Origin of the sequence: Sphingobium sp. DEHP117 (assembly GCF_030867385.1) — a bacterium.
GTDB lineage: Bacteria > Pseudomonadota > Alphaproteobacteria > Sphingomonadales > Sphingomonadaceae > Sphingobium.
In genome coordinates this window covers 303810-317487 of sequence record NZ_JAPFBJ010000001.1, presented here as the reverse complement: position 1 = coordinate 317487, position 13678 = coordinate 303810, and the positions used below count along the sequence as shown (strand labels likewise).

Below are 13678 nucleotides of genomic sequence, written 5' to 3'. Positions count from 1 at the left end.
CGTCTCGGATATATGTTTCGGTTACGTCCTGTGGGTCAAGATGATGTTTTCTCCTTTTCTGGTTTTGCCTGCTGGGCAGAGCTATTTTTGAAGCGGAAGCTGTCGTTTCCGGTTTCGAGGATGTGGCAGTGATGGGTGAGGCGATCGAGGAGAGCGGTGGTCATTTTGGCATCGCCGAACACGCTGGCCCATTCACTGAAGCTGAGGTTGGTGGTGATGACGACGCTGGTGCGCTCATAGAGTTTGCTGAGCAGGTGGAACAGCAATGCGCCGCCTGATGCACTGAACGGCAGATAGCCCAGCTCATCGAGGATCACGAGATCGGAGTGCACGAGCCGATTAGCGATCTGTCCGGCCCTGCCTTGCGCTTTTTCCTGTTCGAGGGCGTTGACCAGTTCGACAGTGGAGAAGAACCGCACCCGCTTCCTGTGATGTTCGATGGCCTGCACACCGAGCGCGGTGGCGACATGGGTCTTTCCGGTGCCCGGGCCGCCAACCAGCACGACATTGTCGGCAACGTCGATAAAATCGCAACGATGGAGCTGACGAACCAGCGCCTCGTTGATCTCGCTACTGGCAAAGTCGAAGCCGGCAAGATCGCGATAGGCCGGGAACCGCGCGACCTTGAGTTGATAGGCGACGGAGCGCACCTCCCGTTCGGCCGTCTCGGCTTTGAGCAACTGTGAGAGCATGGGCACGGCGGCTTCGAACGCCGGCGATCCCTGTGCCATGAGATCGGTAACGGCCTGTGCCATACCGTGCATCTTAAGGCTTCGGAGCATCACGACGATAGCGCCACTGGCAGGATCATGACGCATGGCGTGTCTCCCGACGCAGCGCATCATAGCGTTCGACATTGGCCATTGGTTCACTGACCAGCCTCAATGCCTGCGGTGCCGTCACCGGCGGCGTAGCGGTGGGCTTTCCGTCGAGCAGCCGATGCAGCAGGTTGAGGATATGGGTCTTGGTCGGGACGCCAGCCTCCAGTGCCCGTTCGACCGCAGTCAGCACGGCCTGTTCGTCATGATGGAGCACCAGTGACAGGATCTCGACCATCTCTCTGTCGCCACCAGGGGTGCGCAGCAGATGCGTCTGCAACCGCCGGAAGGCATCGGGCATCTCGAGGAACGGCGCACCGTTGCGCAACGCTCCGGGCTTGCGCTGGACGACGGCGAGATAATGGCGCCAGTCATAGACAGTATGGCCCGGCAGATGATGCGACCGATCGATGATGCGCTGGTGCTCGCATATCACCTGACCTTCGGCAGCGACCAGAATACGGTCAGGGTAAATCCGCAATGACACGGGCCGATTGGCGAAGGATGCCGGTACGCTGTAGCGGTTCCGGTCCAGATGGACGAGGCAGGTCGGCGAGACGCGCTTGCCCAGTTCCACAAAGCCATCGAACAGCCTGCCCATCGGCATCAGGCTTTGCACTTCGTCGGCCCACGCGTCCGCGACCGAACCCGGCTCGATCCCGTGCGGTATCTCCTGCCACAAGGCCCTGCAGCGCTGTTCGAGCCACAGGTTGAGCGCATCAAGGCTCTCAGCCTGAGGGACAGGTTGCCACAGGCGATGGCGGGCGTCCTGAACGTTCTTCTCGACCTGGCCTTTCTCCCATCCTGCTGCCGGGTTGCAGAACTCGGCCTCGAACAGGTAGTGGCTGACCATCGCCAGAAAGCGGGCATTGACGGTCCGCTCTTTGCCGCGCCCGACCTTGTCGACGGCGGTGCGCATATTGTCGTAAATGCCCCGGCGCGGAACGCCACCCAGCACACGGAACGCGTGATTATGGGCGTCGAAGAGCATCTCGTGCGTCTGCAACAAATAGGCCCGCACCAGAAAGGCCCGGCTGTGGCTGAGCTTGAAGTGCGCCACCTGCAACTTGGTGCGTACCCCGTCGATGATCGCCCAGTCCTCGCTCCAGTCGAACTGGAACGCTTCTCCCGGCGCGAACGCCAACGGCACATAGGTGCCGCGACCGCTCATCTGCTGCGCTTGCCGGTAATCGTCGCGCCAGGCTCGTGCAAAGGCAGCAACCCGGCCATAGGAACCGTCATAACCCAGCGCGACCAGATCGGCGTGCAACTGCTTCATCGTGCGCTTCTGCTTGCGCGGGCGTCCCATCTCCCGCTTCAGCCATGCCGATAATCGTTCGGCAAACGGATCCAGCTTGCTCGGCCGCTCCGGCACCTTGAACCGGGGCTCCACAGTCCCTGCACGCAGATATTTACGGATGGTATTACGGGATAGTCCCGTGCGTCGCGCTATCTCCCGGATCGGTAAATGATCGCGCAAATGCCAGCGCCGAATAATGCTCAATAACGCCATGTCCAACACTCCATGATCCCTCGCTCATCAAAGCCAGGGATGAGTTCAACATGGGTCAAATCTCAGTGGAAATTTATAACCCTCCCGGGTCAACTCTCAGCGACAATCAACACCGAGACCGTGCGAACCATTTTCCGGCTCGCCCTAGAAGGCGATGGTGTATCGGGTTCGATGGGTGTGAAGGCAATCGCGGCTTGGCTCAATGAGAGGTCCATTCGCACCCGCGATGGCGGGCGCTGGGGTCTCGGTGCTGTGCACCAGATATTGACCCGCTCGACCTACACCGGACGCCACGAGTTCAATCGCCGGGGCAAGAACAGGAAGCTCAAGCCGAAGTCAGAGGCGGTCTTGGTCGATGTCCCCCCCATCATCGATCAAGAGACCTACGAAGCGGTGCAATCGCATTTGCAGGCCCGCAACCCAAAGAAGGTGCCGCCTCGCGTCATAAGCGGCCCGACGCTCCTTACCGGCCTCATTCATTGCGCAAAGTGTGGCGGGGCCATGACCATACGCACCGGCAAAGGGGGGCAGTATCGCTATTACGCCTGCTCGACCAAGGCGCGACAGGGGCCGACCGCCTGCGCTGGCATGACAGTGCCAATGGAGAAGCTGGACGATCTGGTAGCTAAGCATCTGGAGGACCGACTTCTCCAACCGGACCGGCTGGAAACCATCCTGTCTGCCGTGCTGGATCGGCGGCAGGAACAGACGACGCGTAAGCGCACCCACGTGGCTGACCTCAACAAGCGAGCCACCGAAACCGACCTGCGACTAAAGCGCCTTTTTGACGCAATCGAGAACGGCATTGCCGACGTGAACGACCCCGACTTAAAAGAGCGCATCGCGACGCTCAAGGCGACGCGCGATCAGGCCAAGGCCGATGCGGAGCGCGTCACCGCCTCGCTCGGCGATGTGGGCCAAAAGTTGGTCGCGCCTGACATGCTCGCAAAGTTCGCCACCACCGCGCGCCAGAGGATGCGAATTGAGGGTGGCGGCTATCGCCGCGATCATGTGCGCGCGCTGGCGCAGCGCGTGGAGGTCGATGTCGGGGAGGTCCGGATTCTCGGCTCGATAAGCAACCTGCTGCAAGCGCTGATCGCGGGGGCCGCAGAAACAAAGCCGGGCGCAGTGCCCAGCTTTGTTCCGAAGTGGTGCGCCCAACAGGATTCGAACCTGTGGCCTTCGGATTAGGAATCCGACGCTCTATCCTGCTGAGCTATGGGCGCGTGCGCATCATCCGAGGCGCGGCGCCCGCTCTATCGCGCATCGCCAATGGGTTCAACCGCTGCCGTGGAATCAATTTTGCGCTTCGGGCGGCACCACGGGAAACAGGAGAGGGGCGACTTCCACCCCCTCCTCGATCAGGCTGCGCGCTTCATCCGCCGCGACCGGGCCGTGAATCGGCTTCGCTTCTTCCTCGCCATAATGCATGGCACGCGCCCTGTCGGCGAAGCCTCGCCCCACCCACTCGCTTTTCTTCAAGGCATCAGCCTGAGCATGCGCCAGTGCCTGCATCAGCTCCTGCAACCGGGGATTGTCATTTCCCGCGCTCATCGGCACCACCGCCTGACCCGCACCTTCCACCGGTTCCGGGGCAGCGCGAACGACGGACACGCGCTGATTCGATTTCGCGCCGACGGCGGGCGCCATCACGGCCTTCCCAACATCGCCATCGCCACAGACAGGACATTGCAGCAGGCCGCGCGTGCGCTGCTGCTCATAATCGTCGCTTGACGCGAACCAGCCTTCGAACCTGTGCCCGGCCTGCGCGCACTGAAGATCAAACACAATCACGTGACAGTCACTCTCTCCGGCAATGCCCGCCGATGCGCAAGCACCGGGATGCGCGCCCTTACCTGCTCCACACGGGCAAAATCAATATCGGCAAAAGCGAGGCCTTCTTTATCGCCCATGTCGAGCAGCACCTCGCCCCACGGGTCGACCACCATGCTGTGGCCGTAGGTATCGCGCCCGTCCTCATGGTGTCCAACCTGCGCGGCGGCGATGACGAAGCAGGCGGATTCGATCGCGCGGGCACGCAGCAGGGTCTCCCAGTGCGCCTTGCCGGTCGGCACCGTGAAGGCGGCCGGGATCAGCAGCGCCGCTGCGCCCGCATCACTGAGGCGACGATAGAGATCGGCAAAGCGCAAATCATAGCAGATCGAGAGGCCCATCCGCCCCCACGGCGTATCAACCGCCGCGAGCGCGTCGCCCGGCCCATAGACCGCCGATTCGCGCCAGCTTATGCCATCGGGCAGTTCGACATCGAAGAGGTGGATCTTGTCATAGCGCGCACGGATATCTCCGGCAGGGTCGATCACGAAACCGCGATTGATCCACCGTCCGTCGGCGCGCTCGTCCCGCAGGCCGAGGGAACCGATATGCACCCATAGCCCCGCCTCTCGCGCAGCCTGCCGCACGGCCCGAAGCACCCTGTCTCGCGCCTCATCTGTAAGAGTTGCCGCCGCGCGTTCCCGATTGCGATCGAGGCATCCGACCATTTCCGGCGTGAACAGCATGTCCGCACCGCCCGCCTTCGCCTCCGCGATCGCCGCGACAATCCTCTCCGCATTGGCAGCGGGTTCCACTCCGCTGGTGGATTGTAACAGCGCCGCGCGCATCGGGAATGAACCCTCGCTCAAAGCCCCAGCATGGCGTCGAGCTTGCCTGCCCGTTCCAGCGCCGCCAGATCGTCAGACCCGCCAACATGCGTGCCGCCGATGAAAATCTGCGGCACCGTCAGGCCGCCATTGGAGCGTTCGGTCATTTCCGCGCGCTTCGGCCCGCCCATGGTGATGTCATATTCCTCGAAGGCGACGCCCTTGCTCTCAAGCAGCGCCTTGGCGCGCGCGCAATAGCCGCAGAACGCCTTCGTGTAGATCTCAACAGGTTTCATGGGTTGTTTGGCCTCCTGGATTGGAGATCGGGTGAGCGACGGGCTTTGTCAACCGCGCGTGTCACAGCACACGCGCCCAGCAGAGGACATGAACTGCACGCGCACCGCTTGCCATCAACACCCTGGTGCAGCCGCGGGCTGTAGCGCCACTGGTGTGAATGTCGTCGATCAGCAGCACGGTCTTCCCGCGCAGTTCCTCCCGCCTCGCGGCCGCGATGGCGAATGCCTGCCGCACTTCCCGCTCGCGCTGGCGAGGACCAAGATCGCGCAGCGGCCGCGTCGCCCTCGTGCGCTCCAGCAGGTGCGGATCGTGCGGAAGGCCCGTCAGGCGCGCAACCTGCCCGGCGATCAGCGCCGACTGGTTGAACCCCCTTCCCCAGATGCGCCAGCGGTGGAGCGGCACCGGAATGACCAGGGCCTCCTTGCCCGCCTCCAGCACTTCCTTCGGGACACGCGCCGCCATATGGCGCGCCATCAGCCGCGCAAGGCCGGTGCGCCGCCCATATTTGAGCCGCATGGCGACATGGCTCGATACCGGACCATAGCTCAGCGCCGCGCGCGCGGAGGTCCATGGCGGCGGATCGACGAGGCAGGCGCCGCATTGCGCTCCATCTGCTTCCTCGAAATCGAACGGCAAGCCGCAACTCGCGCAGCCCGGACCATGGAGGAAGCGCATCTCGCCCCAGCAGGCGCCGCAAAAGGCGTCGATCTGGCCCACAATCTCGCCACATCCGGGGCAGCGCGGCGGCAGGGCATAGTCCAGCGTGGCGAGTGCCGCCCTTTTCGCCAGTTGGATCGCCCCCGCCATCATTCCCCGCTTGTCCAACACCCGCCGCCCCGGCACAAGCCCCTTGATGACCGCCGAGTCCGGGCCACCACTGTTGTTCGATCCCCGCCGCCGCGCGCTGGCGCGCGACAGGGCGCACGCGCGCTTTGCAGAGCATGATTTCCTATACAGGCATATGCTGAATAGCCTGCTGGATCGGCTGGACGACGTAAAACGGGACTTTTCCGATGTTCTCTTCATCGGCTGTCCTGACACGAGCGCGCGAGACGCGTTGGCCGCGAAGGGTATGACGGTTACGTCCGTCGACCCTGGAGCGCGCAACGCGGCTGCGGTCGGGGGCCAGCGGGCCGAGGAAGACGCGCTGCCATTTGCCCCCAACAGCTTCGACCTCGTGCTCGCGTGCGGCACCCTTGATACCGTCAACGACCTGCCCGGCGCGCTTATCCTAATCCGGCAAGTGCTGCGGCCCGATGGCCTCTTCCTTGGCGCGTGCTTCGGAGCGGGATCGCTCCCCCGCCTGCGGCAGGCGCTACTTGCTGCCGAGGGAGACAGCCCGCGTCCGCACATCCACCCGCAGACAGACGTGCGCGCGATGGGCGATCTGCTGGCAAGAGCGGGCTTCGCCATGCCGGTGGCGGACAGCGAAACGCTGACCGTGCGCTATTCCTCGCTGCTGCGCCTGATGCATGACCTGCGCCACATGGGCGCGGGCAATATGATGGCGGCTGGCCGCCGCGGGCCGCTGAGCCGGCAGACCGTGCTGCGCGCAGCCGCGCATTTCGCCGATGCCGCCGATCCCGATGGCAAGACGGCGGAGACTTTCTCCATCCTGCATATGAGCGGCTGGAAGCCCGATCCCTCCCAGCCCGCACCGGCGCGGCGAGGTTCTGCCACTATGTCGCTTGCTCAGGCGCTCAAGAGCAAAGGCTAATCCGGGTTCGGCCGGTCCGCATCAGCTTACCCGATAATAGTCCGCCACCCGCTCCAACGCGAAGGTCAGCACGAGCTTCGCTGCGCGGGTGGGCCAGCCGAGCGCCTGTTCCGCCGCCCCCAGCCCCTCGCCCGCGCAGGCCACGCGCCACAATATGTCTTTCAGGCCCGGCCCCGCGTGGTCCAGCGCTTCGTGCAGACGCTCCTTGGCGGCGATCTGACCATCCCCGCGCGCGGGACCATGGGGTGCGGCTCGGCACCCGCGCGAGGGGGGCGCACTGTTGTCCCAGCTCATTGTCACACGCGCGCCCATGCCCGCCCGCTCCCAATCCTGCCGCAGACGTTCGCCAGCAAGATACAACCGCTCTGACAGGTGCCCGCGCGCGTGAAGCCAGAGCAATGGCGATTCGCCAATGTGGATTCGCACCTGCTGCATCGTGCCGCTGGGATCCTCGATGCTGCGTTCAATGGTGTTCACGGCGCGGGTCATGCTTTCCTCCTTCGACTAATGGCAAACGCTTGCCATCTCCGGCGAACTGTAGGAAAGGGAAAACACCATATAGGTTAGGGGACCGCCATTGATTACCCGCATTCGTGAAGTGCGCCGCGCCAAGGGCATGACGCTCGACGATGTCGCCAAAAGGTGCGAACCGCCTACCACGGCGCAGACGATCGGACGATTGGAGACTGGCACGCGCACCGTCTCGATCGGGTGGCTGAACCGCATTGCGTTGGCTTTGGGAGTCACTGCGGCCGATCTGGTCGACATGCCGGGAAAGGAGCATATCCCCATCGTCGCCTATATGGGGCCGGACGGCGCCTACGCCCCGGCCCGGCCGTCCCACTTCGTTGCGCCGCTGATCGAGGGTGAGATGGTGGGGCTGCGCATCCTTACCAGCATTGGCGACTATCGCGCGGGCGACGAAATCTGGTGCATGCGCATCGCTCCCAGTGACTATGCGCAAGCGCTCAATCGCGATGTGGTGGTACCACGCCCCGGCGGCCGCTTCCTGTTCGGGCGGCTGATCGGCCGCGAGGGCGACAGACTTCAGATTTTGCCGCTCACCCCCAATGCGCGCCAGCAAATCGTGTCCGATCCGCCCTGGGCGGCGGTGGCGACCAAGCTGGTGCGGAGTCTTTAAGGGAAACTCCCGCCCATTAACCAATCTATGCTATGCGGCGTTTCATGACGCTGCGGGTGCTGACCTTATCGACGCTGTTCCCGGACATGACGCGCCCGAATTTTGGCGTGTTCGTGGAACGGCAGTGCCGTGAGCTGGCCAGCCGCGAAGGCGTTGACCTCACGGTGATCGCGCCGGTAGGTATCGCTCCCTGGCCGCTCTCCCGCCATCCGCATTATGCGCCGCTGACCGCGCTGCCCGAACAGCAGCGCTGGCGTGACCTGACCGTTTATCGGCCGCGTTTTACCGTGATGCCGAAGCTGGGCGGCTGGTTCACGATCGCCAGCATGACGCGCGCGGTGTGGCCGCTGGTGCGGCGGTTGCATGACGAGGCGCCGTTCGATGTCATCGACGCGAGCTTCTTTTACCCTGACGGGCCGGTGGCGCGTAATCTCGCAAAGCACCTTGGCATCCCCTATTCGGTAAAAGCGCGCGGAGCGGACATCCATTATTGGGGCCGCCTGCCCGCCACGCGCAAGGCGGTGGTTCGTGCTGGCCATGATGCCGCCGGTCTGCTCGCGGTATCGGAAGCGATGAAGCGCTCAATGGTCGCGCTTGGGCTGGAAGCGGATAAAATCCGGGTGCATTATACCGGCGTCGACCTCGACCGTTTCGCTCCGCAGGACCGCGCAGCGGCGAAGGCGCGGCTGCACCTCGATGGCCGCGTTGTATTGTGCGTCGGCAATCTCATCACGCGCAAGGGGCAGGATCTGCTGATTCGGGCGCTCGTCGATCTGCCGGGCGTTACACTGCTGCTCGCGGGGCACGGGCCGGATCGCGCAGCCTATCAGAAACTCGCCGATGAGCTGGGCGTGGCCGAGCGGGTCGGCTTCCTCGGCGCTGTGCCGCATGAGGAGCTGCCCGCCGTATATAATGCGGCGGACGTTATGGCGCTGCCTTCCATGTCGGAAGGCTTGGCGAACGCCTGGGTGGAGGCGCTCGCCTGTGGCACGCCGATTGCGATCAGCGATGTCGGCGGCGCGCGCGAGCTATTGAGCGATCCAGAGGCCGGGCGTATCATCGAGCGCACGCCGGAGGCGCTGGCGACTGCGCTGCGCGAATTGCTGGCGCAAGCGCCCAACAGGGTCGCAGTGCGCAAGGCCGCGCTGCGCTTCACATGGGCCACCAACGGAGACGCGCTGGTGGATCACCTCAGCGTGATAGCGGGAAAGCGGGTTTAGAGCGCGCTGCGTTAAATCTGACGCAAGACGCGCGCTTTATCTTTTTGATGTCGCATCGTTTTTTGCCAAAAACCGGTTCCCACTTTTTGGCACGATGCTCTCTAGCTTACGCCCCGGTGCGCGGGCCGATCCGCTCCGCCCCCTGCGCCACTTCTGCCGCCTTTACCTTGCGCAGGTTCGATTCTGGCGTGAGGCCCAGCGTGATGAGCAGCGACGACGACACATAGATCGACGAATAGGTGCCCACCACGATGCCGAGCAGCATCGCGGCGGTGAAGCCCATCAACACATGACCGCCGAAGATCAGCAGCGCGCCAAGCGCCAGCATGATCGTCACCGAGGTCATCACCGTGCGTGGCAGCGTCTCGTTGACGGACAGGTCGATCAGCGCCTTCATGTCCATCTTGCGGTATTTGCGCATATTCTCGCGGATACGGTCGTCGATCACCATCTTGTCGTTGATCGAATAGCCGATGATGGTGAGCACGGCGGCGATAATGTTGAGGTCGAATTCCAGCTGCGTGATCGCGAAGAAGCCGAGGGTCATCATCACGTCATGCACGATGGCGACGAAGGTGGAGACGCCGAACTGCCACTCATAGCGCAGCCAGCTGAAGATCGCGATGCCGAGCACCGCCAGGAACACGGCAAGCGTGCCCTTCCATTTGAGCTCGCCTGAAACCTTGCCGGAGACGGTATCGACGCGGGTGAAGCTGACGCCCGGATAGGCCTGCTCGAGCGCGCCTTTCACCTTTGCCACTACAGCGTTCGAGGCGCCCTCCCCGCCCTGCTCGGGCAGCGGCAGGCGCAGGGACACCGTGTAGGGATCGCCGAATTGCTGGAGCGTGCTGTTGCCGACGCCGAGCCGGTCGACATCCGCCCGCACCTTTTCCAGCGGCGGCTTGGACGCGAACTTGGCCTCGATCATCAGACCGCCGACGAAATCGACACCGAAGTTGAGGCCGCGCGCGCCGACCGCCGCCAGCGCCAACAGCGTGAGCAGAGCGGTGAGGCCGAATGCCCATTTCCTGAGCGCGACGAAACCGATGTTGGTGTCGTCAGGGACCATCTTGAGCAGGCGCATGTCTCTTCTCCCGCCCCTAAATGTTGATCTCGGTCGGCCGGTTGGCCTTGACCCAGAAGCTTACCAGCATCCGCGTGAACACCACGGCGGTGAACACCGAGGTCGCGATGCCGATCAGCAGCACCACAGCAAAGCCTTTCACCGGGCCTGAGCCAAGCGCAAACATGATTGTGCCGGCAATCGCATGCGTCACGTTGGCCTCGAAGATGGTGCGGCTTGCTTCCTTGTAACCATGCTCGATCGCCTGCATGACGCTGCGACCCCGGCGCCGTTCCTCGCGGATACGCTCGTTCACCAGCACGTTGGCGTCAACCGCCGTGCCGATCGTCAGCACGAAGCCGGCGATGCCGGGCAAGGTGAGCGTGGCGTTCAACAGCGCCATGACACCGAGGATCACCAACACGTTGATGACCACCGCCATGTTCGCATAGATCCCAAAGCGACCGTAGGTCACGAGCATGAAGGCGAGCACGGCGGCGGTGGCGATCACGCAGGCGATGATGCCGCTGCGGATCGAGTCCGCGCCGAGGTCTGGCCCGACGGTGCGTTCTTCCACGACCGTCAGCTTCACCGGCAGCTTGCCGGAGCGCAGTGCGATCGCCAGTTCGTTGGCGCTCTGCACCGTGAAGCTGCCGGAAATCTGCGCGCTGCCGCCGAGGATCGGCTCATTGATATTGGGTGCGGAGAGCACCTTGCCGTCAAGAATGATCGCGAACGGGCGGTTGACGTTTTCGGTCGTCACCCGGCCGAACTTGCGCCCGCCCGAGCCATTGAAGCGAATGTTGACGACAGGCTGGTTGTTCTGCTGGTCAAAGCCCTGCTGCGCGTCGGTCAGCTCATCGCCCGAGACCATCAGCTGCCGCTTCACAGCGATGACGGGCAGACCCGAGGGATTGTTGGGATAAGGCAGAATCTCGCTTCCGATCGGCGCACGACCCTGCGCCAGCTCGGCAGGGTCGGCGGCGTAATCGACGAGCTTGAATTCCAGCTTCGCGGTCTGACCCAGCAGGCTCTTGAGCTGCGCCGGATCCTGCAGGCCGGGCACCTGCACGACGATGCGGTTAGAGCCCTGGCGGATGATCGTCGGTTCGCGCGTGCCCAGCTCGTTGATGCGCCGGTCGATGACTTCCTTCGCTACTTCCATTGCCTGGTTGACGGCATTGTCGATGCCCGCCCGCGTGGGGGAGATGGTTATCGTGCTGCTGTCCTGCACTGCAACGTCATAGTCGCGCTGGCCGGTCAGCCCCGCGCCTTGCGTCAACGGGCGGATGCGCTCCACAGCGGCATCGACCTGGCTCGGATTGCGCACCATGAAGCTCAGCTTCCCGCCCTTGCGCGAGATGTCACCGATGGCGATGCGCGGATCGCCCCGGCGCAGCTCGGTGCGGATCTGCTCCTCCATATTCTCGAGCCGCGCCTTCGTCACATCGTCCGGGTTCGCCTCCAGCAGGATGTGGCTGCCGCCCGAAAGATCGAGGCCGAGGTTGACCTTGACCTGCAAGGCCGAGGGGAGCTGGTTGAACACCCGCTCCGGCAGGAAGGTGGGCACGGCGAACGCCGCACCGAGCGCCAGCACGGCGAAAATCAGGATGACCTTCCAGCGGGGGAAACTGAGCATGTGCGCGATCAGTCGTTCGCGGGCTTGGCGGTGGGGTCCACGATGTCCGTCAGCGTCGATTTCAATGCACGCACCTTGATGCCTTGCCCCAACTCAACCTCAACCACGCTGTCTTCCACCTTGACGACCTTGCCGATGAGGCCGCCGCCCGTCACTACCTGATCGCCCTTTTTCACCGCCTCGATCTTGGCGCGGTGATCCTTCATGCGCTTGTTTTGCGGGCGGATAATCAGGAAATAGAACACCACGAAAATGAGCAGAAGCGGCAGGATCTGCACCATGAAGGCGGCGCTGCCACCGGAACCGGCGCTACCTGCGGCCTGGGCGTAAGCGGGGGTGATAAGCATCGGCACGGCTCTTTCTGTCGTTTGTATCAGGACGCTGGGATCGATCGCACCCGGCAGGATGCGCGCGGCTACCACAGATAGGAATGTTCGCGCAACGGGCAAGAGGGGTTGCATGGGGGGCGCTTTGGGCCTAAAGGCCGCCGCTCGGTCGGGACGTAGCGCAGCCTGGTAGCGCATCACACTGGGGGTGTGGGGGTCGGAGGTTCGAATCCTCTCGTCCCGACCAAATTCTTCACGCAGCATCATCAGCAGCAGCCGGCCATTCGGGACACGGCGCTTTTTGCTGTCCTACAATGTGCCAGATAGGTTAATCGCTCTCGCGACACACGGAGAGCCTCATGACCGATATCGCATACTTGCTGAACGCCCTCATCGTGCGCGAGGGCGGGTATTGCAATCACCCGGCTGACCGTGGCGGACCGACGAACTGGGGGATCACGCAGGCCGTCGCTCGCGCCAATGGCTATGGCGGCGAGATGCGCGCCCTGCCGCGTGCGGAGGCGGAGCGGATCTATCGCCAACTCTATTGGGATGCGCCGCGATTTGACCTGATTGCATCAATCGCCCCGAAAATAGCCGAAGAGCTGTTCGATGCAGGTGTGAACATGGGGCCGCCGGTCGCGGCGCGCTTCCTCCAGCGCGCGCTCAATGCGCTTAATCGCAGTGGGAAAGATTTTGCCGATGTTGCCCTCGACGGCGCCATCGGGCCAGCCACACAGCGGGCGCTCTCGACCTTCCTTTCTGTCCGCGGAGGAAAGGGAGAAGCGGTGTTGCTGAAAGCCATGCAGGCGCTGCGAGGCGAACGCTATATCGCGCTGGCCGAAGGACGCCCCGCCAACGAGGCATTTCTCTACGGCTGGCTCTCCAACCGTATCGGTTAGTCCCTGACTGAAAGGATCACGCCCATGTCCCTCATTGCCGCCCTTATCAACCCCATCGCGGGCATCATCGACAAGATCATTCCCGACCCGAAGGCGCGGGATGCCGCCAAGCTCGAACTGCTGAAACTTCAGGGCGCGCAGGAGATGGAGGCAATCCGCACCCAGCTCTCCGCCATCCTGGCCGAGGCGCAATCGACCGACCCATGGACCAGCCGCGCCCGCCCCGCGTTCCTCTACGTCATGTACGCACTGCTGCTCTGGGCGATCCCCATGGGCCTCATCGCCGCCGCGCAGCCGCAGATGGCGGACGATATTGCAAGCGGCATGAATGCCTACCTCGCCGGGATCCCCGAGCCGCTCTACGCGCTGTTCGGCACCGGCTATCTGGGATATACGGCCGCGCGGACGTGGGGGAAGGCGAAGGGCGTGGACAAATAGGCCG

16 protein-coding genes, 2 tRNA genes and 1 pseudogene are annotated in these 13678 nt (G+C 63.6%); 7 read left to right on the top strand and 12 right to left on the bottom strand.

The features are described 5' to 3' along the window. Window positions 1–35: 35 nt before the first annotated feature. Window positions 36–818 (bottom strand): IS21-like element helper ATPase IstB, encoded by a 783-nt coding sequence (gene istB / locus OOT33_RS01585; protein ID WP_307748225.1) that lies wholly within the window; start codon window positions 816–818, stop codon window positions 36–38. Next, window positions 808–2331, bottom strand: coding sequence for an IS21 family transposase (gene istA, locus OOT33_RS01580; protein ID WP_307748224.1), 1524 nt, complete (start codon window positions 2329–2331; stop codon window positions 808–810). The genes istB and istA overlap by 11 nt, the downstream gene beginning before the upstream one ends. 12 nt (window positions 2332–2343) lie before the next feature. Between istA and OOT33_RS01575 the strand changes: the two are divergent. Further along, window positions 2344–2955 (top strand): annotated as a pseudogene (locus tag OOT33_RS01575) (recombinase family protein); the annotation flags it as partial. A 204-nt stretch (window positions 2956–3159) separates the two neighbouring features. Here OOT33_RS01575 and OOT33_RS01570 read toward each other — a convergent pair. The 6 genes from OOT33_RS01570 to OOT33_RS01545 all read right to left on the bottom strand — a co-directional run bounded on the left by OOT33_RS01570 (window position 3160) and on the right by OOT33_RS01545 (window position 6035). After that, window positions 3160–3420, bottom strand: coding sequence for a hypothetical protein (locus tag OOT33_RS01570; protein WP_307748223.1), 261 nt, complete (start codon window positions 3418–3420; stop codon window positions 3160–3162). A 60-nt stretch (window positions 3421–3480) separates the two neighbouring features. Next, window positions 3481–3557 (bottom strand) — tRNA-Arg (locus OOT33_RS01565). 70 nt (window positions 3558–3627) lie between these two features. Next, window positions 3628–4125, bottom strand: coding sequence for a DUF1178 family protein (locus OOT33_RS01560; protein ID WP_307748222.1), 498 nt, complete (start codon window positions 4123–4125; stop codon window positions 3628–3630). After that, window positions 4122–4952 carry a nitrilase-related carbon-nitrogen hydrolase gene (locus OOT33_RS01555; RefSeq protein WP_307749264.1) on the bottom strand — a complete coding sequence of 277 codons (831 nt, stop codon included), beginning with the start codon at window positions 4950–4952 and terminating at the stop codon, window positions 4122–4124. The genes OOT33_RS01560 and OOT33_RS01555 overlap by 4 nt, the downstream gene beginning before the upstream one ends. A 17-nt stretch (window positions 4953–4969) precedes the next feature. Beyond that, window positions 4970–5227 (bottom strand): glutaredoxin 3, encoded by a 258-nt coding sequence (gene grxC, locus OOT33_RS01550; RefSeq protein ID WP_307748221.1) that lies wholly within the window; start codon window positions 5225–5227, stop codon window positions 4970–4972. Between the two features lie 61 nt (window positions 5228–5288). Continuing rightward, window positions 5289–6035 carry a double zinc ribbon domain-containing protein gene (locus OOT33_RS01545; RefSeq protein ID WP_373690474.1) on the bottom strand — a complete coding sequence of 249 codons (747 nt, stop codon included), beginning with the start codon at window positions 6033–6035 and terminating at the stop codon, window positions 5289–5291. Between the two features lie 46 nt (window positions 6036–6081). Between OOT33_RS01545 and OOT33_RS01540 the strand changes: the two genes are divergently transcribed. Beyond that, window positions 6082–6945, top strand: a complete 864-nt coding sequence (locus OOT33_RS01540; protein WP_307748220.1) for a methyltransferase domain-containing protein — start codon at window positions 6082–6084, stop codon at window positions 6943–6945. Window positions 6946–6966: 21 nt separating this feature from the next. Here OOT33_RS01540 and OOT33_RS01535 read toward each other — a convergent pair whose 3' ends face one another. After that, window positions 6967–7434 carry a DUF6456 domain-containing protein gene (locus tag OOT33_RS01535; RefSeq protein WP_307748219.1) on the bottom strand — a complete coding sequence of 156 codons (468 nt, stop codon included), beginning with the start codon at window positions 7432–7434 and terminating at the stop codon, window positions 6967–6969. Between the two features lie 88 nt (window positions 7435–7522). On the opposite strand from OOT33_RS01535, the gene OOT33_RS01530 reads away from it, so the two are divergent. After that, entirely contained in the window at window positions 7523–8086 is a 564-nt protein-coding gene (locus OOT33_RS01530; protein WP_307748218.1) for a helix-turn-helix domain-containing protein, read from the top strand. Between the two features lie 44 nt (window positions 8087–8130). Further along, window positions 8131–9306, top strand: a complete 1176-nt coding sequence (locus OOT33_RS01525) for a glycosyltransferase (protein ID WP_307748217.1) — start codon at window positions 8131–8133, stop codon at window positions 9304–9306. A gap of 106 nt (window positions 9307–9412) precedes the next feature. On the opposite strand, the gene secF is transcribed toward OOT33_RS01525, so the two are convergent. From secF to yajC, 3 genes are read right to left on the bottom strand one after another with little or no spacing between them, the layout of a single operon-like run. Next, the gene (gene secF, locus OOT33_RS01520; protein WP_307748216.1) at window positions 9413–10390 is read right to left on the bottom strand and encodes a protein translocase subunit SecF; all 978 of its coding nucleotides are present in this window, start codon (window positions 10388–10390) and stop codon (window positions 9413–9415) included. Between the two features lie 16 nt (window positions 10391–10406). Next, on the bottom strand, window positions 10407–12008 hold the full coding sequence (gene secD / locus OOT33_RS01515) for a protein translocase subunit SecD (protein ID WP_307748215.1): 1602 nt from the start codon (window positions 12006–12008) through the stop codon (window positions 10407–10409). 8 nt (window positions 12009–12016) lie between these two features. Next, window positions 12017–12355 carry a preprotein translocase subunit YajC gene (gene yajC / locus OOT33_RS01510; RefSeq protein ID WP_307748214.1) on the bottom strand — a complete coding sequence of 113 codons (339 nt, stop codon included), beginning with the start codon at window positions 12353–12355 and terminating at the stop codon, window positions 12017–12019. Between the two features lie 149 nt (window positions 12356–12504). Here yajC and OOT33_RS01505 point away from each other — a divergent pair. The 3 genes from OOT33_RS01505 to OOT33_RS01495 all read left to right on the top strand — a co-directional run bounded on the left by OOT33_RS01505 (window position 12505) and on the right by OOT33_RS01495 (window position 13674). After that, window positions 12505–12581, top strand: a tRNA-Pro gene (locus OOT33_RS01505). A 112-nt stretch (window positions 12582–12693) separates the two neighbouring features. Continuing rightward, the gene (locus OOT33_RS01500) at window positions 12694–13236 is read left to right on the top strand and encodes a glycosyl hydrolase 108 family protein (RefSeq protein WP_307748213.1); all 543 of its coding nucleotides are present in this window, start codon (window positions 12694–12696) and stop codon (window positions 13234–13236) included. A gap of 24 nt (window positions 13237–13260) precedes the next feature. Continuing rightward, entirely contained in the window at window positions 13261–13674 is a 414-nt protein-coding gene (locus OOT33_RS01495; protein WP_307748212.1) for a 3TM-type holin, read from the top strand. Window positions 13675–13678: the final 4 nt, after the last annotated feature.